This is a genomic window from Neobacillus cucumis (assembly GCF_023715505.1).
In genome coordinates, this window is sequence record NZ_JAMBOH010000049.1 from 1 (window position 1) to 20,456 (window position 20,456).

Annotated in this window: 21 protein-coding genes, 1 rRNA gene and 1 riboswitch; of the genes, 10 read left to right on the top strand and 12 right to left on the bottom strand. The window is 37.0% G+C overall.

The genetic code is table 11. From position 1 onward, the window contains the following. Window positions 1-114: ribosomal RNA gene (locus M3226_RS29740) — 16S ribosomal RNA — on the bottom strand; the annotation flags it as partial. A 473-nt stretch (window positions 115-587) separates the two neighbouring features. Between M3226_RS29740 and M3226_RS29745 the strand changes: the two genes are divergently transcribed. The 8 genes from M3226_RS29745 (at window position 588) to pseI (ending at window position 7,588) form a co-directional block, all read left to right on the top strand. Continuing rightward, window positions 588-836 (top strand): hypothetical protein, encoded by a 249-nt coding sequence (locus tag M3226_RS29745; RefSeq protein ID WP_251572928.1) that lies wholly within the window; start codon window positions 588-590, stop codon window positions 834-836. 72 nt (window positions 837-908) lie between these two features. Further along, window positions 909-1,913: a CgeB family protein gene (locus tag M3226_RS29750; RefSeq protein ID WP_251572930.1), complete on the top strand. Its 1,005-nt coding sequence runs from the start codon at window positions 909-911 to the stop codon at window positions 1,911-1,913. Between the two features lie 13 nt (window positions 1,914-1,926). Continuing rightward, window positions 1,927-2,898 (top strand): UDP-N-acetylglucosamine 4,6-dehydratase (inverting), encoded by a 972-nt coding sequence (gene pseB / locus M3226_RS29755; protein WP_251572932.1) that lies wholly within the window; start codon window positions 1,927-1,929, stop codon window positions 2,896-2,898. 36 nt (window positions 2,899-2,934) lie between these two features. Continuing rightward, the gene (pseC, locus tag M3226_RS29760; RefSeq protein ID WP_251572934.1) at window positions 2,935-4,110 is read left to right on the top strand and encodes a UDP-4-amino-4,6-dideoxy-N-acetyl-beta-L-altrosamine transaminase; all 1,176 of its coding nucleotides are present in this window, start codon (window positions 2,935-2,937) and stop codon (window positions 4,108-4,110) included. 11 nt (window positions 4,111-4,121) lie between these two features. Further along, window positions 4,122-4,892, top strand: a complete 771-nt coding sequence (locus M3226_RS29765) for a cytidylyltransferase domain-containing protein (RefSeq protein ID WP_251572936.1) — start codon at window positions 4,122-4,124, stop codon at window positions 4,890-4,892. A 3-nt stretch (window positions 4,893-4,895) separates the two neighbouring features. Further along, complete coding sequence (gene pseG, locus M3226_RS29770; RefSeq protein WP_251572938.1) at window positions 4,896-5,981, top strand: UDP-2,4-diacetamido-2,4,6-trideoxy-beta-L-altropyranose hydrolase; 1,086 nt, start codon at window positions 4,896-4,898, stop codon at window positions 5,979-5,981. Between the two features lie 10 nt (window positions 5,982-5,991). After that, window positions 5,992-6,534 (top strand): UDP-4-amino-4,6-dideoxy-N-acetyl-beta-L-altrosamine N-acetyltransferase, encoded by a 543-nt coding sequence (pseH, locus tag M3226_RS29775; RefSeq protein WP_251572940.1) that lies wholly within the window; start codon window positions 5,992-5,994, stop codon window positions 6,532-6,534. 4 nt (window positions 6,535-6,538) lie between these two features. Continuing rightward, complete coding sequence (pseI, locus tag M3226_RS29780) at window positions 6,539-7,588, top strand: pseudaminic acid synthase (protein WP_251572942.1); 1,050 nt, start codon at window positions 6,539-6,541, stop codon at window positions 7,586-7,588. A gap of 318 nt (window positions 7,589-7,906) precedes the next feature. Here the strand turns inward: pseI and M3226_RS29785 are convergent, their stop codons facing one another. The 8 genes from M3226_RS29785 to M3226_RS29820 form a co-directional block, all read right to left on the bottom strand. Continuing rightward, window positions 7,907-8,188: a hypothetical protein gene (locus tag M3226_RS29785; protein ID WP_251572944.1), complete on the bottom strand. Its 282-nt coding sequence runs from the start codon at window positions 8,186-8,188 to the stop codon at window positions 7,907-7,909. 211 nt (window positions 8,189-8,399) lie between these two features. Next, complete coding sequence (locus tag M3226_RS29790; protein ID WP_251572946.1) at window positions 8,400-11,099, bottom strand: glycosyltransferase; 2,700 nt, start codon at window positions 11,097-11,099, stop codon at window positions 8,400-8,402. Window positions 11,100-11,129: 30 nt separating this feature from the next. After that, window positions 11,130-12,344: a surface carbohydrate biosynthesis protein gene (locus M3226_RS29795; RefSeq protein ID WP_251572948.1), complete on the bottom strand. Its 1,215-nt coding sequence runs from the start codon at window positions 12,342-12,344 to the stop codon at window positions 11,130-11,132. A gap of 81 nt (window positions 12,345-12,425) precedes the next feature. Next, the gene (locus M3226_RS29800) at window positions 12,426-13,163 is read right to left on the bottom strand and encodes a sugar phosphate nucleotidyltransferase (RefSeq protein ID WP_251572950.1); all 738 of its coding nucleotides are present in this window, start codon (window positions 13,161-13,163) and stop codon (window positions 12,426-12,428) included. 132 nt (window positions 13,164-13,295) lie between these two features. Continuing rightward, window positions 13,296-14,282, bottom strand: a complete 987-nt coding sequence (rfbB, locus tag M3226_RS29805; protein ID WP_251572951.1) for a dTDP-glucose 4,6-dehydratase — start codon at window positions 14,280-14,282, stop codon at window positions 13,296-13,298. A 9-nt stretch (window positions 14,283-14,291) separates the two neighbouring features. Continuing rightward, entirely contained in the window at window positions 14,292-15,134 is an 843-nt protein-coding gene (gene rfbD, locus M3226_RS29810; RefSeq protein ID WP_251572967.1) for a dTDP-4-dehydrorhamnose reductase, read from the bottom strand. 4 nt (window positions 15,135-15,138) lie between these two features. Further along, entirely contained in the window at window positions 15,139-15,699 is a 561-nt protein-coding gene (gene rfbC, locus M3226_RS29815) for a dTDP-4-dehydrorhamnose 3,5-epimerase (protein WP_251572953.1), read from the bottom strand. A gap of 861 nt (window positions 15,700-16,560) precedes the next feature. Continuing rightward, a complete protein-coding gene (locus M3226_RS29820; protein ID WP_251572955.1) occupies window positions 16,561-16,707 on the bottom strand; it encodes a hypothetical protein in 147 nt (48 codons plus the stop codon). Between the two features lie 139 nt (window positions 16,708-16,846). On the opposite strand from M3226_RS29820, the gene M3226_RS29825 reads away from it, so the two are divergent. Continuing rightward, window positions 16,847-17,041: an acyltransferase gene (locus M3226_RS29825; RefSeq protein ID WP_251572957.1), complete on the top strand. Its 195-nt coding sequence runs from the start codon at window positions 16,847-16,849 to the stop codon at window positions 17,039-17,041. Between the two features lie 27 nt (window positions 17,042-17,068). Here the strand turns inward: M3226_RS29825 and M3226_RS29830 are convergent, their stop codons facing one another. Further along, window positions 17,069-17,233, bottom strand: coding sequence for a hypothetical protein (locus tag M3226_RS29830; protein ID WP_251572959.1), 165 nt, complete (start codon window positions 17,231-17,233; stop codon window positions 17,069-17,071). A gap of 50 nt (window positions 17,234-17,283) precedes the next feature. After that, window positions 17,284-17,370, bottom strand: a riboswitch (cyclic di-GMP riboswitch). 173 nt (window positions 17,371-17,543) lie between these two features. On the opposite strand from M3226_RS29830, the gene M3226_RS29835 reads away from it, so the two are divergent. Further along, a complete protein-coding gene (locus M3226_RS29835; RefSeq protein WP_251572961.1) occupies window positions 17,544-18,290 on the top strand; it encodes a M15 family metallopeptidase in 747 nt (248 codons plus the stop codon). Between the two features lie 157 nt (window positions 18,291-18,447). On the opposite strand, the gene M3226_RS29840 is transcribed toward M3226_RS29835, so the two are convergent. Together M3226_RS29840 and M3226_RS29845 are read right to left on the bottom strand one after the other, a co-directional pair. Further along, a complete protein-coding gene (locus M3226_RS29840; RefSeq protein ID WP_251572963.1) occupies window positions 18,448-19,632 on the bottom strand; it encodes a toxic anion resistance protein in 1,185 nt (394 codons plus the stop codon). Beyond that, window positions 19,629-20,285: a 5-bromo-4-chloroindolyl phosphate hydrolysis family protein gene (locus M3226_RS29845; RefSeq protein WP_251572965.1), complete on the bottom strand. Its 657-nt coding sequence runs from the start codon at window positions 20,283-20,285 to the stop codon at window positions 19,629-19,631. The genes M3226_RS29840 and M3226_RS29845 overlap by 4 nt, the downstream gene beginning before the upstream one ends. Window positions 20,286-20,456: the final 171 nt, after the last annotated feature.

Sequence of the window (20,456 nt, forward strand, 5' to 3'; positions counted from 1 at the left end):
ACTCACCCGTCCGCCGCTAACCAACAGGAGCAAGCTCCTATTGATTCGCTCGACTTGCATGTATTAGGCACGCCGCCAGCGTTCGTCCTGAGCCAGGATCAAACTCTCCATGAAAGTTGATTAGCTCCAAAAAGTTACGTTGGCTTAGTTTCTATAATAGAAACTAATATTATTGTTTGTTGACGTTTTTGTTTGTTTAGTTTTCAAAGAACAATCGAATAAGACAACTTTTAAATTATAGCATCTTTCAATCACTGTTGTCAAATGTTTTAAATTTAATTTCAAAATCTCGGTGACAACTTTCATATTATATTATGAATCTCAGCAATCTGTCAACAACTTTTTGTTATTTTAATATAATAGGTGCAAGAGTTTTTAAAACATATCAGCGCTGTTCTGTTAAGAAAATGAAAAATCTCCGTTTAAGGGTTATCTCCAAGCGCGGTATTTTTAAATGTCCACATTTTTATGTTGGAGAAAAATAGGCGAATGCGGTTTTTTTCATAAATTGTGAATAAGCCCTGTCCTTTTTTCATTGTGTGAATAGCGTAACAATGTAATAAAAAAATCATAAAGGAGTGAATTTATTGAACGGTGAATTTAGCCTTTCATTTGGCTCAGATAATCTAGGTCGCTATCTGCGCAGATATATTGGACAAGACCTTACTTTAAGAACTAAATCTGGCGACATCATTCAAGGGATATTAAGAAGAGTAACAACTGATGGCATTGTCAGTATTTTGGAATCAGCAATGGTTTCACCATTTATGGATGAGCTAGTAACTGTCCTGCGAATTGATGATATAGAATCTTTTTCTTTTAATTTACCAGGATAATAGTTAGGAACAAGGGGGAAATATAGATCTCTATTAAAACTTATATTTTCCCCTTTTAAGGAGTCCTTTTAAATGAAAATTTTACTGATTTCGTCAGGCTATTCAGGTATATACCCTTACTTCGAGAAAGCTATAGAAGATGCCTTCATTTTTTTTGACCATATAGTCACTAAAATACAATCAAAATATACTATAGAAGCAATCGAATTAATTAAGAATTTTAAACCCGATGTGATTATAACATTGGTGGGATTTAACATAGATGAAAAATTAATGGACTTTCTTAAAAAAATCAAATCACCTCGCTGTATTTGGCTAACAGAAGACCCCTTTTATATTGATATGTCCATTCATTTAGTAAGCGAATATGATTATATATTTACCATTGATATAGGAGCATTTGAGTATTATAAGAAAAAGTTCCCCCAAAAACACATTTACCATCTTCCACTAGGGACAGATCCTTTGCTATATTACGCCGAGCACAAAGAAGAATATTTATATGACGTATGTCTAGTTGGTTATCCATATCCGGAACGAATAAACCTCGTTAACCAGCTATTGGCACATACTCCATATTCCCTGATTCTAGTTGGCCCGTTTTGGAAAAAATTTATCAAAAACCATAAACATACGAGTAGATTAACGATAATCAATAGGTGGATGGAACCTGAAGCTGTAAGAAGCCTATTTAACCGTTCAAAAATTATCCTCAACCCCCATCGTACCTATAACTTTCATAAAAATAAAAACACCCTTGAAATTGAAAATAAAAGTATTAACAATCGCACCTTTGATATAGCAGCTTGCGGCGCATTTCAACTGCTTTCTAATAAACCTGACTTGCAGATGCATTTTGACATTACTCAAGAAATGGTCGTTTACTCTAGTTCTGAGGAATGTATTGAGTTAGTTAAACAGTTCATAAATGATGAAAACTCAAGAAATTTTTACCGAAGAAACGCTCAAAAAAGGGTGGCGGGAAATCACACCTTTACTCATCGAGTTGAATTTATCCTTAAACAATTGGAAGCTAATCAATTTCTTGACGGATCCGTTGAAAAATTTTACGAGTGAAAGAGGGAAGAAAATGTTTACTTTAGAAGGTAAAACCTTGTTGGTGACAGGCGGCACAGGTTCGTTTGGAAAAAAATTCATTAAGAAGGTTTTGGATTTAGATGTAAAAAAAGTAATTGTCTTTAGCCGGGATGAGTTAAAACAATATGAAATGGCCCAAGAATTTACAGATTCAAGGATTCGCTTCTTTATTGGGGATGTACGTGACAAAGAGAGATTATTTCGTGCTTTTGAAGGTGTAGATGTTGTCATCCACGCTGCCGCCTTAAAACAAGTCGGCATTTGTGAATATAATCCATTTGAAGCCATTAAGACCAATATTCACGGGGCACAAAATATTATTGAAGCCGCTATTGACAGGGGTGTTCAAAAAGTTATTGCCTTAAGTACTGATAAAGCAGCAAATCCAATCAACTTATATGGAGCAACAAAATTAGCATCAGATAAATTATTTGTTGCTGCGAACTCATATACTGGCATTAAGAACACTCGATTCGCTGTTGTTCGTTATGGAAATGTTGTCGGAAGCCGCGGAAGTGTGGTTCCCTTTTTTTTAAAGATGAAAGAAACAGGAACATTACCGATCACGGATGAACGAATGACTCGTTTCTGGATCACATTAGATCAAGGAGTTCAATTCGTTATTGATAATTTAAGCAGAATGAAGGGTGGAGAAATTTTCGTCCCCAAAATTCCAAGTATGAAAGTGACAGATTTGGCCAAGGCCATTGCACCAAATGCCAAAATGGAAATAATCGGTATCCGTCCCGGTGAAAAATTACATGAAACGATGATTACCGAGGACGATGCACGGCGGACCTTAGAATATGACACATATTATGTGATTCAACCGGAATTTCCGTGGTGGAGCAGAGAACAGGCAATGGACGGAAAACTTGTGCCAGAAGGCTTCATATATGTAAGTAATACGAATGACACATGGCTGTCCGTTGACGACTTGAAACGACTTGTAATAGATCAATAATCGACAAATTAGCAATGAGGAAGGAGGGTTATATTTTTGAATAACAAACCGATAAGAGATACCTATCTTCCGTATGGCAGACAATGGATCGACGATGATGACATTTCTGCAGTAATCAAGGTATTAAAAGGGGATTACCTGACTACTGGGCCCTATGTGTCCATTTTTGAACAGGAAGTAGCAAAATACGTTGGCGCATCGTATGCAGTAAGTTTCTCGAACGGAACGGCAGCATTACATGGTGCTTGTTTTGCCGCAGGAATCACTCAGGGTGATGAAGTGATTACGACCCCTTTAACATTTGCAGCAAGTGCAAACTGTATACTCTATCAGGGTGGTAAGCCCATCTTCGCTGATATCGATCCAAAAACCTACAATATAGATCCAACAGAAATCGAGAAAAAAATTACAACTAAAACAAAAGCAATTATTCCTGTTCATTTTACAGGACAGCCGGTTTCATTAGATGCAGTTAGGGAAATTGCCAAAAAGCATAACCTGATGGTTATTGAAGATGCAGCACATGCACTAGGAGCAGCCTATAAGCAAAAAATGATTGGTTCTATTAGTGATATGACCATGTTTAGCTTCCATCCTGTGAAGCATATTACATCAGGTGAAGGCGGCATCATTACAACCAATAATAAAGAGTATTATGAAAAGCTTTTACAATTCCGTTCTCATGGCATCACACGTGATCAGAACAGGCTAGTCCAAAATCATGGGACTTGGTATTATGAAATGCAATTTTTAGGTTATAACTATCGCATGACCGATATTCAAGCAGCCCTTGGTTCAAGCCAATTAAAAAAGATTGATAAATTTATAGATTTACGAAAAAAATATGCTTCCATGTATAATGAGGCATTTAACCATATAAGTGAACTATCGATTCCTTTCCAGGACGAAAACGGTCAATCGAGCTGGCATTTGTATATCATTCGCCTTCATTTAGAACAATTAACAGCCAGTCGTAAGGATATATTCGAGGCGTTACTCCAAGAAAATATTGGGGTCAATGTCCACTATATCCCTGTTCACCTAATGCCCTATTATCAAGGATTAGGATACAAATGCGGGGATTGTCCACATGCTGAAAAATTATATGAAGAAATCATTACTCTGCCTCTTTTTCCAGCTATGACCGAGGATGATATACGTGACGTTATCAAGGCTGTCACAACTGTGATATCCCGTTACTCTAAAAATTAGAAGGTGATTTTTTGAAGGTTGTTGCCATCATCCAAGCTAGAATGGGGTCAACAAGGTTACCGGGGAAAATAATGAAAAAGGTTTTAGGAAAACCATTGCTTGAATATCAGATTGAACGGGTGAAACGGTCCAGATTAATTAATCAAATTGTAATTGCCACCACGACGAAGGATCACGAGCAGCCGATAATTGATTTATGCACACGGCTCTCGGTTGACTATTACCGAGGTTCTGAGGACGATGTATTATCAAGGTATTTCGAAGCGGCTAATCACTATAAAGGTGAGGTAATTGTCCGCCTCACCTCTGATTGTCCGTTACTAGGCCCCGAGACCATTGATAAAATCATTACTAAGTTCCTAGAGAATCCAAACAGGTACGATTATGTCTCAAATACGATCGATCGAACCTATCCTCGTGGATTTGATGTGGAGGTATTCTCCATGGAGGCCTTAGAACAAGCAAATAGCGAAGCAACCAATGCAGCAGAGCGTGAACATGTCACTCCTTACATCTATCACCATCCTAACAAATTTAAGTTAGCAAATGTTAAACATAGAAATGATTTGAGCTCATTTCGTTTAACCGTAGATACTGAAGCTGATTTAGATTTAATTACCCGTGTGTTGACAGACTTTTACAGACAGAAAAAAACACAGTTTCAGTTAGAGGATATTATTCAATTGTTAGAGGAAAAACAGGGGTGGGCTTTGATCAATGCTCATATAGAACAAAAGAAGTTAATCCCCCCGAAAACTAAGCCGTCGGAATTAGAGGAATAAACGATGAATGTCTATATACGTGTTGATGCCTCAATCGAAATAGGTACTGGTCATGTTATGCGTTGTTTAACACTTGCTGAAAAATTGCAGGACCAAGGAGCGGATGTCCGTTTTATTTGCAGGGAACATAAAGGGCATTTAATTGACTTGATTGCTGCTAAAGGATATGAAGTATTAGTACTTAAGCGGCCTCGAGACCACGCCATGGCACCGAGTGTCAAAGGACACACTCAATGGCTTGGCGTTCCATTGAGTGTGGATGCAATTCAAACAAAGGAATTGTTAATGAATTGCTCCGTTGACCTATTAATTGTCGATCATTATGCCATTAACGAGGATTGGGAAGTCATCCTAAGAGATCAGGCAAAAAAAATCATGGTCATTGATGATTTAGCAGATCGAAAGCATGATTGTGATTTTTTATTAGATCAAAATTTCATTGAAGATTACAGGAACCGCTATGATTCCCTCGTACCATCCTATTGTAAAACATTTTTAGGACCCAGTTATGTCTTACTCCGACCAGAGTTTTATCATCAATTTAGGAAGCAGAGGCTGCGAAAAGGAGCGGTAAAAAGAATTTTTATTTTTTACGGCGGTATCGACCATACAAATGAAACAGGTAAGGCTCTCTCAGCTTTTTTAGCTTTGGGTCGTAATGACTTCGAGGTAGATGTGGTCGTCGGGCAATCTAACCTGTACAAAATGGAGATTGCTTCTATTTGTAACATGTATGAATACCTGCATTTTCATTGTCAAATTAACAACATGGCCGAATTAATGAACTTGGCCGATCTAGCAATCGGGGCAGGTGGTACCACTACATGGGAACGTTGTCTCCTTGGTTTGCCTTCTATCGTCGTCAGTATTGCTGAAAATCAGGAAGAAATTTGTAAAAGCCTTGCAAAAAAAGGTGTCATTACCTATTTAGGAAAAAAAGAAACGATCGAGCAGCCTTGTTTAACCCAGCACCTAAAGTGGTTAATTGAAAATGAATCAAAACGAACAGAAATGTCACTATTATCGTTTCAACTGATGAACGATACGATTGTAAGTCAGCAAATGATGATCAAAGAATTAATGGGATAAGGTGACGCTTATGGATTATTATTTAAGGGCATTGACGGAAAAGGACAGGGACATGATTTATGATTGGCGAAATTCGGAGTCGATTCGAGTAAATATGTTTAACGACCAGCCCATTCCCTATGAAGCTCATTGCCAGTGGTTTGATGCTGTACTAAAGAATGAAAGTCGTTTTTATCGACTGTTTCTTTACAAAGACAAGCCGTTAGGTCTTGTTTCTTTTAAGGAAATGAACCACCAGAATCAAACCTGTACATGGGGATTTTATATTGGGGAACCTGATGCACCTAAAGGTTCAGGTACCATTATGGGCGCCTTAGCCTTAGATTACGCCTTTTATCAATTAGACATGAGAAAAATCATTGGGATGGTGCTGTCATTTAATAAACGGAGTGAAAGGTTTCACCATAAATTAGGATTCTGTCAAGAAGGACTTTTTAAAAAGGAATGGAACAGAAATGGCCAGTTCATTGACATAATTAGATTGGCCTTATTTAAAGAAGACTGGGAGAAGCAGAAAGAAAAGCTGAACTTCCATTTTATTACAGAGGAGTGATCAAATGAAGGAAATCAATCTGGGAGGAAGAATGATTGGAATCAATCATCCTCCTTTTATTATTGCTGAAATGTCCGGGAACCATAATCAATCGCTTGAACGGGCATTAGAAATTGTAGAAGCTGCCGCGGAATCGGGGGCACATGCATTGAAAATTCAAACATATACCGCCGATACGATGACGTTGAATATTGATCATAAGGATTTTGCTATTGATGATCAGGAGAGTTTATGGAAAGGAAATAACCTCTACAAACTCTATCAACAAGCCTATACTCCATGGGAGTGGCATAAGCCAATTTTTGAAAAATGCCGGGAATTAGGACTCATTCCCTTTAGCACCCCCTTTGATGAAACCGCCGTTGACTTCCTCGAACAATTAAATACACCTTTTTATAAAATAGCTTCTTTTGAAAATAATCATATTCCACTCATCAAGAAGGTTGCTTCCACTGGAAAACCTATGATTATTTCCACCGGTATGGCGACGCTCGCTGAATTAGATGAAACCATTCAGGTCGCAAGAAAGGCCGGATGTGAAGATATCGTTTTGCTAAAGTGTACGAGTACGTACCCGGCTACACCTGAAAATACAAATTTAATCACCATTCCTCATATGAGGGACCTTTTTAACTGCCAGGTTGGTTTATCTGATCATACGATAGGAATTGGCGTGTCTGTAGCAAGTATAGCTCTTGGTGCCACTGTTATCGAAAAACATTTTACCACCTCCCGTGCGGATGGCGGTGTAGACTCTGCCTTTTCTATGGAACCTGCAGAGATGCATTCGTTAGTTGTCGACACCAAAAGAGCTTGGCAGGCTTTGGGTCAGGTCACTTACGGTCCCACTGAAAAGGAAAAGCAATCACTGAAATTTAGAAGGTCCATCTATATTACCAAAGACTTAAAGGCCGGTGACATATTGACCAGACAAAACCTAAATGTCATAAGACCAGGATATGGGTTGGCGCCTAAATACTACGAACAAATATTAGGCAAAAAGGTAAATAAAGAAATAAGGGCAGGCACTCCTGTTGATTGGGATATTCTATAAAAATTTATAATCAGCAAATATATCCTCAATAAGTGTGCCCTTTAGTAAAGAACAAAATCCTAATGCGACTTAAAACACGTCCCAAGGGAAGTTTATTCACTTGGGACATCCCTCGCCTTACGCACAGTACGATTGCAAATTGGACAGACAACTTCCACTTCTTCATTCTCTTTAAATTCATAATGACTTCTTCAACCACATATTCAGGAACTTCATCTTCTTTTCCACAGTCCAAACATTTAAAAATTGATTTTTATATCCTCGTCCAAACCAAGGGGATCCTCTTCTTCTAACCACTTTAGAAAACCTTTACTCCTATCATCCTGCTCGTTGTTTTTGGCCAAGGTTATACCTCCTGATATCTTTAATACACTCCACACTCTCCATTAAAACAAACAAAAACAGGTTTTGGTCCGCCTTCACAACCAAGACACTCATACCAAGCATACCCCAAATCGCTAGTTCCGCATCGAATCGCTTTTCCCCTGTTTTTTTATGTCTTGACGGTGGATTGTGGAAATAACTCTGAATACATCCTCCAATAACCATCAAAGTGATCCTATAAAATACGTTTGATAGTTCCACAGTTAAGCCTGGCACATATCAAAACCCCACGAATAATATATGAACATTTTACGAACGGTTATCCACAAGTCTAGAAATTTATAATTTCCTGGGTATGGCATAATGATTTTAGACACTAAAATGTCCTAGTGACTAAACGCAAGAAAAAACCTAAGCCGACTAATGATTCAAACAGCAGTTCTTAGGTTTTTTCCTATTCGCTATGCTATATATAATGGTTTTACTATCATGCGTTAAATTTAATTTGTCTTAATATCTCCGCTTTTACTATAATTTCTTCTCTATTGCTGATTAATCTTCTTAATAAAGCTAATAGTTCTTTACTAGATATATTATCTATAATCCAACCACATTTATAATTTTTAATTCGATCCGCTGGTGCTCCAATATTAAATGTAATAACTGGATATCCCGCTAGCAATGCCTCACTTGTTGTATAAGAATAGGTTTCTGGACAAATGGATGGATTGATAACTAATGCTATTTTATATTTTTCCAATAGCGATGGTAATTGTTCTGCCTGATACTTCCCGGTTATTTCAAGTTTACCGTCCTTACTTATATGTGGATGATAGTGTAAATTAGTATAACCAATCACTTTAATATTAATCGGCAGATTTTCTTTTATAATTAGGTCGTGTAATTCGTAGATAATCTTTGAGCCTTTTTCAAACCCAAGAGCCCCTATAAAGGCTATATTTAATTGCCTCATAGATAAAAATTCTTCCCTAAATGTATTCTTTATTGAATACTCAATAGAGTGCTCTCTTACTTCTACGTTAAGTCCAGGATAATATTTTACCATGATGTCTTTAGTATTATCGCTAGGAGCAAATACTTTAGTTGCATTCATTAAGAAAGAATGATAATTATCTCTCCAATCTTTTATACTTATATATTGTTTTTTATTTATATTTTGAATGCAAGCCTGACAAATTTTTATATCTGTTTCTGCACCGCAATATTTTTTATTTTGATTAATTAAATTATAGCTCGGACAAACACTATAAAAGTCATGAACAAAAAAATAATAAGGTACGCTTGACTTTTGTACTAATAGGAACATTTTGTCAAGGGGAAAACCTAATAAATGGTTAATGAATATTTCCTCTATTAAAAATGTTCTTAATAAATACTGAAAATTTATTTCATTTAGCAAATTTAAATCAAGTGGATATTGAATAGGTTCATCATGATTATGATCAATTAAGACTAAATGATTTTTTTGAGGCTTTAACGTATATACTCGTTGCTCCTTACCAATTTTTTTAATGTAATTGCTCTCGTATACTTCGGTACCACCACCGAGATTATGGTTAACAAGTAATACCCCTTTTTTGTCAGATGAGCTATTAGCAGCCAAAATACTTCTCATAAAATCTCGTATATTTTTTGCGGGGTCTAAGGCAATAAATTGTTGTACTATTCTGTTGTAATTGGGGTAACGGGCAAGTAATTTCTTTAAATTAGCTGTCATCAATTCTTTCTTAGCATCATCTTTTATCCCATTAAAACTTGCACCATGCTTATGGAAAACAAAAATATTTGGCATTAATATATGTTTGTAACCTTTATTGGAAGCCCTCAAACACCAATCGTTTTCTTCACCATATCCCTTTCCAAAAACATCATCATCAAATATTCCGATTTGATTCAAAATATTGCGATTCAATACCATACAGAAGCCGACAGCTGTTGGAATTTCTATGCCTTTATTAATGGAATACTTAGAAAAGAAGTAATCAATTTCTTCTACACTCATATTGTATGGGATTGGATTATCTTCATTAAATACTGGAAACGAACAAATGGTCGCACTGTTCGAAAAAGGAGTAACAGAAGCCACCGTATCATTTATTAATATTGGATAAATTAAACGGCGGAAACAATCAGGAGGAATTTCAGTATCACTATTTAACACGATGGAATGATTGGTTGACAAAAGCAACCCTCTATTAACACTTTGAACAAATCCAAGATTAGTATCGTTGTGAATGACTACTAATTTATTTAAATTTTCAGGCAAATTTATAGCCTTTAAATTTTCTAGCATGGAAAAGATTCGTACATCTGAACTTGCGTCATTTATGAGATATAAATTATAGGTAATGTTTGACTGATTTAGTACAGTCTCAATACATTTTTTTGTAAGTTCATATGCATTATAAATAGGGATGATTACATCTATTTGAATGTCTTGAAATAATTCTTCTTTTACATTAATATAGTTTATCTTATTAAAGGATTGTAAACTATATTGGTTGAGAACATTATCTTGTAAAAAAGATGGGTCAACAGATAGAGGGTTTAATTGTGAAGGAGGTTTTACTACAAAGGTTTGTTTTTGATAGTTCAAATATAAAGATAATCCTGGTTCGTTACCCCTTAATTCATTTTTCATAAATGATTTTACTGCACCATGTGTTTTTGGGTAATTCCATATCCGTACATCATTTATCTTCCCTTCAAAATAACCATTTGGATCCAATCCCCCAATTTTCCCAGAAGCAAAAACTTTTTTCTTTGAACTAGTTATTCCTTTAATTTTATACTGTCCATTAACATATAACCTTGGTGTATTATTTTCAAAAACAATTGCAATATGTGTCCAACCTTTTATTTCAATTTTATAGGTGAGTAATACTGACAAGTAATTTTGGGATAGTTCGTATACTGCTACTCCATTCCTTCCGACTGATACACCAGTCCCTGCTTCATTTTCTTGATTAAGTTCTGGATTTCCAGGACCGATGACATATTGTTGTTGAAGAATATCAGTTATATTTTTTTTATAATGCTTGGTCAGATCTATTTCTTTTTGGGGTTCAACCCAAAATTCATAAGTGAAATCATTCTTGATATTTTTAAACAAGTTCTTTGTGGTAACAATTTCATTTCCTTGAAAGTTCAAGTATCCCTGTGCCAAATTAATTCACCTCGATTATTTAACTAGTTATCACAGGTTTATCTCAAATAAGTCTGGGGCTATTACCTTTACAGATGCTTGGTGATTCTTTTTTTCTATTTTGTTTAAGTTGTTGAAAAAGGCTTTTATCCCTTCTGCAGTAATCAGTGTATGTTCTCCCTTGATATTAGAGAGTGCTTCTACTGTTGATTCATCAAACGAGTTTTGTTGTTTTAGATTAATAGTATTCAATAATCGGATAATATTCTCATGAGCATAGTTTTCATCAGTTGCTTCGTAATAATTTAATAATAAATTTTTGGGTTTACTCATGCCCCCCTGTACTGAAGAGTCAATAAAGTTAAAAATATCATTAGTATGAACAGCTTGATAAGAGAGGGCATTAGGTAAAAAGGATAGCTCTTTTTCATAATTCATTGGCAAATAAGCAGCAACTGGTTTATCAAGCAGGTAAGCCTCAACACCTGTTGTACAGCGATTATGAATAACTGCTTTTGATGCCAGAATCCACATGACAACATTCCCTTCATTAATAATGAATACATTCTTACAATTTGCCAATTCTTGACGATAAATTTCCAAACCTTCATGAAGATGGGGTCGAACCACTATGTTCAGGTGGGGATATTTCAAACTCAACTCTTTAACTAAATTAATAAAAAGTTCACAGAGTCTCTTTAAATACTGTTCATGGGGTAATAAGCCCCTAATAAAGTGATTGTATTGCGTAAATCTAGTGTTAACCAGAATATATTCACCATACTTTTGTTTGATATCTTTGACGTGTTCATCATAAATAGGACGAAATTTACTTTGTAGTAGATCAAATCTTGGATGCCCAGTTACATGAATTTTATCCTTAAATTCTGGAAAATTGTTTTCTATCATTTGTTTTTGCTTGTTACCCCAACAATAAACATGTTCAAGAATATTAATATATGCTTCATCTTTGCCAAGACGGTCATAGATAACATTATTTTGAAAGATTCCTTCTTCTTCATCTAGTTCCACTAGCGTATATCCCATTTCTTTTGCGTCAGCCATGAGTTGTTTTCTTGGATCACCAAATGGTGTCCCTTTAGAGAAAATGATACCTTTAGGGAATAAATGTAAATGTGAGAAAATAGGTGTGTGGGTGCCTAAAATGACAGTATAATTTTGCTGGATTGCATAATAAGCTAATAGTAATTTAGCATCTAACTCCCGCATTTTTGCTTCTATTGGTAAGTATAAAAATTTTTTCATCGTAAAAAACCGCCCTTTCATTTATAAAATCCTAGTTGTCCACCCCAAAGGTGTGCAACATAGACTCGGCTTAGTATCCTATTACGTAGCTTTTTGTATATCCTTTTTTTCAAAGTAATGTTTATTTGCTGCATACAAAGCTTCATGTGTTCCTGCATCTAGCCACCAACTCTTTAAAATATCATATTTTAATTCCTTTCTATTAATATAGAGATTATTTATATCAGTAATCTCCTTTTCTCCCCTGCTCGATGGTTTTATTAAATCAATTAAATCAAATACCTCTTTGTTATAAAAATAGATTCCTGTTACACAAAAATTCGACGTAGGATTTTTAGGCTTTTCAACGATAGAGATAATAGTATGATTTACTTCATCTAACAATGCTACTCCATATCGTTCCGGGTCCTTCACTTCTTTTAACAGTACTTTTGCACCTTGAGGTTGAGTTTTAAAGTTATCAATATATGGTCTTAAATCATCGTCAAACAGATTGTCCCCTAACAAAACAATACATTGGTCTTCTACAAAATTCTTAGCGGAGGCTAAGGCATCAGCAATACCTCCTCCTTTTTCACTCTGGATGGTGTAGAACAACTTAACGCCCAATTCCTCACCACGGCCTAGAATCTCTTGGAATGAACGAAGATGTTGGTTATTCGTAACAATAAGAATATCCGTAATCCCCGCCTCTTTTAACTTATTTATTGGCCAGTAGATCATTGGGTGACCTCCTACAGGGAGCAAATGCTTGTTCAATAATTTGGTAAAAGGCTCCAACCGAGTACCTTTTCCTCCGGCTAATATAATACCTTTCATCTTTTCATTCCCTTCTATCTTTATCTCTCTTTCAGGTTATGAAAAAGACTGAAAAATGGTACAACTTTACGGTTTATCCATAAAAAATAGTCCTTTATGCCTGCTCAGACAACAACAATTTGTAAAATAGAACTATTTTCTTTCAATAAGGGGCTTCCACCACCATTTGTTTTTCTTATACCAATCAATCGTTTGGGAAATTCCTGTATCAAAAGTGTAGGTTGGTTTCCAGCCTAACGTCTCTAATTTAGCGGGATCAATCGCATAGCGTTTATCATGACCTAAACGGTCTGGTACAAATTCAATGAGATCCTCTGATTTTCCTAAAGAATGTATAATAGTTTTAACGACTTGTAAGTTCGTTCTCTCATTCCGGCCGCCCACATTATAAACTTCACCATTCACACCATTATGCAAAACAAGATCAATCGCTGCACAGTGATCTAGGACATGTAACCAGTCTCGGATATTTTTCCCGTCCCCATATACCGGTACCTTTTCGTCATTTAACACACGTGAAATAGTTAAGGGGATCAATTTCTCTGGAAAATGAAAAGGGCCATAGTTATTTGAACAACGTGTAATATTTATTGGAAGACCAAATGTTTCGTAATAGGCCCGAACCAATAGATCTGAAGCAGCCTTACTTGCACTATATGGACTATTGGGCTGTAATGGAGTCTCTTCCGTGAAGAAAGTGTTTGGATCAAAACTTAATTCACCGTATACTTCATCCGTTGAAACATGGATGAATTTTTTGACTCCTATTTGTTTCGCGGCATCTAAGAGAACCTGTGTCCCTAAAACATTGGTACGAACGAATCGTTCAGGATCTGTGATTGAACGATCCACATGACTTTCTGCAGCAAAATGAACCACATAGTCAAAGGTCTCTTTTTCAAAAAGCGTCATAATGGTCTGACGATCGGTAATATCGGCTTTAACAAAATGATAGTTTTCTCTCTTGCCAATCTGACGATGCTTTGTTAAATCACCGACATACGTCAGCAAATCCAAATTATATATAGAATATTGGGGATATTTATTAATCATGTACTGAACAAAGTTTCCACCAATGAACCCTGCTCCACCGGTTATAAGCAGTTTATTCGTTTGCATTGTTTCACCTCAAGATTGATTCTTTAAAAAATGTTTTAATGATTCCTGCCATGGCGGTAATGCTTTAAAACCATTATCTATGATCTTTTTCTTTGACAGACGGGAATTTTTCGGACGTTTCGCCCTTGTTGGGTATTCTTCTGTCGTAATAGAATTCACCTTCACCTTTTTCCCTGTTATCCGAAATATTTCTTTGGCAAATTCGGCCCAACTGCAAAAACCTTCGTTTGTTGCATGGTAGATTCCATATTTGTCTGTTTGAATCATATCTATGACTAACCTTGCGGCATGGAATGTATAAGTGGGGGAACCAACTTGATCGGCCACCACATTAATTTCATCATAGTGTTCAGCTAATCGCAGCATCGTTTTGACAAAATTATTTCCATTTATTCCAAATACCCATGATATCCGGACAATGAACCATTCGGTTAAATGAGACTGAACTATTTTTTCTCCTTCATATTTTGTCAATCCATAATACCCGACTGGATTAGGTGGATCTGTTTCCACAAACGGCTTATCCCCCAATCCATCAAAAACATAATCCGTACTGATATACATAAATTTTGCGTTTATTTCTTGTGCAGCTTTTGCTAAATACCTTGTCCCTTCAACATTCACCTTCCAGCAGTTTTCTTTATCATCTTCTGCTTTATCTACCGCTGTATAGGCACCACAATGAATAATGGCATCAGGCCTCAAAGATTTTACATACTGATCAACTAAACGTTCATCGGTAATATTTAAATCTTTTGAACCGACGCCAATCATCTCGAATCCACGTTCCAACCCATTTTGGACTACATCATAACCAAGTTGTCCTGTATACCCTGTTACTAGTATTTTTATTGTTTCATTCACCATAAATAAAATTACTCTCCATTTCCGAAAGGCATGGTGAATTTTGATCTTTCTTTGATAGAACAGGAGGACCATCCAGAGGCCACTCAATACCTATCGCGGGATCATTCCAGATAATTCCACGATCAAACTCCGGTGCATAAAATTGATCGACCTTGTATTGTACTTCCGTGTTATCTGTTAATGTAAGAAATCCATGAGCAAATCCGCTTGGAATAAATAATTGTTTTTTGTTTTCAGCACTCAGTTCAATACCGAACCACTTACCGAATGTAGGGCTTCCCTTTTGTATATCGACGGCCACATCAAATATGGCTCCACTCGTGCAACGGACGAGCTTTGCCTGTGCTTTCGGCTTTAATTGATAATGTAATCCCCGTAACGTTCCCTTAGAAGCGGAAAAGGAATGGTTATCCTGGAGAAAACAAATAGAAATTCCTGCTTTTTTAAACCAATGATCGCTGTAGGTTTCCATAAACCAGCCACGATGATCACCATAGACAATCGGTTCGATGATTTTGACTCCCGGTAATGAAGTTTCTGTTATTTTCAAATTTTACCACCTCCTATTACCTTATGCTCTGTGTTCGCATTTTGACCAACCTATTTTTGAACCGCTTTTTGTTAGATTTATAGTATCTTTCTGTACGTGGAGGAGTTACAACTAATTAAGAAAAGCGCAAGGCGCCCGCCTATCGGCGACAAGCACAAGACGAGCCGGCCGAAAGGTTGTTCTTTAACCTTTTGGCCGGATTGGCTTGTGACCTCGAGCCGATGGCGCCTGGAGCTGGACAATTCTCGAAGTCAAAATTTATACTTTCTTATCTCTGAACAAAAGCGCAAGTCCCTTGAAAAGCCCCGACAAGCATAAGACGCTCAGGGAAAGAAGGCGTTCTTTGCCTTCATTCCCTGAGTGGCTGTAGACGATCGAGGGGCTAGGCGCAGCTGCTGGACAATTCTCAAGGTTGAAAATTTTATTAAAAAGTAAAAATAGGCCCCTTTTTCTTCAGGGACCTGTTTCAATGAGCCGTTAAATCCATCCTTTTTTCTTGGCAATACCGGCGGCTTCGGTTCTGTTTTTGGTGTTGAGTTTGTGGATGATTTGTTTTTTGAATATAGGTACAAAGACTAGGTAGGGTTGTGACGTGTAAGGGTTTTTTTCACAGGTTATTAACATATTGGGTGAGGCTATCCACAGTTACGTGTAAGATATCAACAATTTACCACCATTTATTCACAGTTTATGTGGATATCTTCTGAATATTTAGTGGTTTCTCAACAGTGTAGTTTGTTGTCCACAATCAAAGCTGAATTATCCACTAAATCCACAGTTTTATCCACATTTCCAAGGTATCTATCCACATTTCACTATGATTTGTCCACAAAAAAACCTAGATATCAATCTAGGCCTTTTTCACTCACTTTGTTGTTGTTCATCTGGGCTTGCTGATCCGTTAGTTTGTTCAACAATTTCCCTTAGTTCACCAGTATCACCTTTCGCGTTAATAATTTCGAAGATTTGATTAAGACCTTGACTTGTTTCATCATTATTCTTTTTCATGTAGTTCTCTCCTTTTTATGACTATTTTTCTGTTTTGAGAAGTGTCGAAAACATTCTTATTCACCTTGACAATTTTCTTCTATTTTTACTATTAGTATTTGCTATTCTTTAAAGAAATACTAGATAGGGGGAAAAATTAATGTACTTTGAATCATTATTAGATGCCGTACTAGGGGAACGACAAATATTCCATATCATTGAATGCCCTGTCTGTGGTCTTGAAGAAATATATTACGAGCATAGCGTGACAAAGAGATTAATTGGCCGTGCCTGCCGCAATTGTAACTTTGTTCAAAGGTTTGAAAAAGTAGAAAAGCCTAGGATTGGATCCTAGGCTTCACTACTTCAATCATTTTTATTGTTACATTTTTAAGCCAATTTCGACTGCTTTACTGTTGTGGTATAGTGCTTTGACTTTTAGCTTCATTCTAAGCTCCTCGTTCAGGCAATCCTGCTGCAACAGTTGATGGTGCCGATGCTGGAATAAATGGTAGTAGTATTTGATTTTAATTAATAGTTTTAACACATGAAAACCTCCTCAATTGTTGTTTGCATAAACCGCAGGAGTTTGTCGTGTTCGGTAACTGGCGAGCATCGTTTAGAAAAACCTTAGCCCCTGTAGTTTTGCGTCACCATTTTTCAATGATTTTGCCGTTTCGTACGATTTATGTGCTTACAAAAACTATAAGGAACGGATTTAGAAAATAAAAGAGGCTTTGGTCCCATCATTCCGTATCGCCTTCAAAGACGTTGCTTGAGTGGTTGTAGACGTTTTAAAGTCTTTCATTGTGTCCATGATAGTAAGGAAGTGAATTTGTTAAAAAAGGACGTTAACTATGACAAAACTACCTTTAATGATGGTTCTTACGATGGTAATTGGATTCCCGCTTGCTGGCTGCTCATTGAAACAGAATTTTGTGGAAAGTCAGCCGACTTCTCCCAGTAATAATGTGATGAATGAGAAGAACTTAAGCAATAAGAAGAGTATTGAGGTTGTCGCCAATCCCTCAGCCATACCGGTCCTAGTTAATAAGTATAATAAGCTTCCCGATAGTTATAAACCGAGTGATTTAGTTGCCCCTGACATCCCATTTATTTTTAAAGAGAGAGTGGAAAAACGGATGATGCGAAGCAGCGCGGCTCGAGCCATTGAAAAATTGTTTGCGGGGGCGAAAGAAGATGGAGTCAGACTCCTTGGTGTTTCTGCCTATCGTTCCCATGCAGCCCAAACCGCTTTGTTCAATCACTATGTAAGTGTTGATGGGGTTAAAGCAGCAAAGACTTATAGTGCTGTGCCAGGTACCAGCGAGCATGAGACAGGCCTTGCTATTGATGTAACAGGAGGCGACGGAAAATGTGCGGCCGAGGATTGTTTTGCAGGGACTGCTGCGGCCAAGTGGCTGGAGAAACATGCAGATGAGTTTGGCTTTATCATCCGCTATCCAAAAGGAAAAGACAGTATTACAGGCTACCAATATGAACCATGGCATCTGCGCTATGTCGGCAAAACAGCCGCACAGGAAATCACGAGCCGGAAAATCACTCTTGAAGAATATCAAGAAACCATCCAGGTAAATAAATAACACTTTCGGTGCCTGTCACCATTTGTAATACCGTGGTAGGGGTAATGGTGACAGCCACCATTTCTAATCTCAGTATAATAGAAAACGGGGGTTCCGCTGTGTTTCGTTTTGCAGCGGGACCCCCGTTTTTCTTATCTGTAGAGTGTTATTCTTAGTGTTATTTGTTATTCCCTTTTATTTCTAATAATTTTACGCGCAGGTCGTTTTCCATGTTGGCGAGTTCTTGTTCGGCGAGCCGGCGTTTGTGGCGGCCTTCTTCTTGGATTCGCATGGTTTCTTCTAATGTTGAAATTAAGCTTTCCTGGGTTTTCTTTAATGTTTCGATATCAACGAGGCCGCGTTCATTTTCTTTTGCCGTTTCAATGGTATTAGTTTTTAACATTTCTGCATTTTTTAATAGAAGCTCATTGGTGGTCTTCGAAACCTGCTTTTGCGCTTCCACTGCATGCCGCTGCCTGATTAAGGTTAACGCAATGGCTACTTGATTTTTCCATAAAGGAATCGCGGTCATAATCGATGATTGGATTTTTTCTACCAAGGCTTGGTTCGTATTTTGAATCAACCGAATTTGCGGCGCACTTTGTATCGTGATTTCCCGGCTTAATTTCAAGTCATGAAGCCGCTTGTCTAATCGGTCCGCAAATTGAATCATATCATTGACCTCCTGAAACTTCATTTGGTCGTTGGTCGCTTCAGCTTCTTTTTTCAACTGCGGGATGATCTTTGTCTCCATTTCTTCGAGCTTGATTTCGCCGGCTGCGATATAAATATTAAGGGCATGAAAATATTCTTTATTGGTTTCATAAAGCTGTTCAAGCAATTTAATATCAGATAAAAGTAAGTTTTTACTGCGATCTAGCTTCACACTAATCCGGTCAATTTGCGCACCTGTTTTTTGGTATTTGGAAAGAACCTCTTGGATGGAGCCCGATATTTTTCCAAACATGCGGGCAAATAAGGAGGGCTTCCCATCCTTTAATTCATCCGGATTGACCTCATTTAACCTTTTCATCAAATCATTAATGATTTCGCCTATTTCCCCAACATCCTGTTTCTGTACATGCTCGAGCATCGTATGCGAGAATGATAACAGCTTTCCTTGGGCTTGGGTTCCGTAAGAAATCATCGCCTGGTGATTTGTCGGATCAATTTGCTCGGCCAGCTGGTAGGCCTTGGCCCTATTTTCCTCAGGAATCACATCAATCAATTTAACAGGCCTTGCTTCACTTTTTGACGGTGTCTGCTTTTTCGCAAGATCAAATGGTTCGGTCTCACCAAAAGGATTGGCGAGAATATCCTCTAACAAATCCCCTGATTTAGGGATTGGATTCTGTTCACTCATTTTAGCCACCTATTTTCTTCAGGAAATTTAAGTTCTTTTTTCTTTTGAATCGTGTGTTTTGCAACATCTATTTCGAAATTCAACGTATCGATATCATCCGAAATAACCCGATATAAATCCTCTTCAACTACTTTAGATAATTCATTTAGTGTTTTTCGAGTTTCAATGAGGGATTGGCCCATCTCGCTATTTTGTTTGGGCTGCGAAGAAAGGAAACTATATTTTTCTGTCAGCTCAACGAGTGAATCAAGATGGGAAAAATAAAATTCTTCCGCCTGGTAGAATCGCCTCGGCTCTTTCGTTGTCATCTTGTGTATTTTTTTGGTGATTCTGTTTATGTCAATTCGCTGCTTTACAGAATAAATATCACGAATCTTAAAGATGCTTTTATTCAAACGTTTCATTTTTAGCTTTGCTTCTTTTAGGTTCTTCTTAATATAGCGGTATTCCTTCCTCGTCAGCTGATGCTTTTTTAAATAACTGGTGTTTTGAAATAACGACAGAATCACATGGGTAAGAACCCCGCAAAGGATCGCAAACAAGGTGGATGACCAGAATGTGAAATCGAGCGGAATGTAACAGACAAGCCATGTAATGATAGTGACGGGAACCGCCACAAACGAGCGAATTAGGAATGCAACAATTGGGTTCATAGTGGATCGACTCCTGACTTAATAATCCTTTATATAGATACGAAATCACTAGTGTTGCATTAAAAATGTCGTAATTTTCAGTTTAGTCATCTTTCTTATTTAGAGCCAAAAAAGTAAATACCCAATCAAAGGTGGCTCCATCCATTTGGAAATTTATTTACAATTAGACCT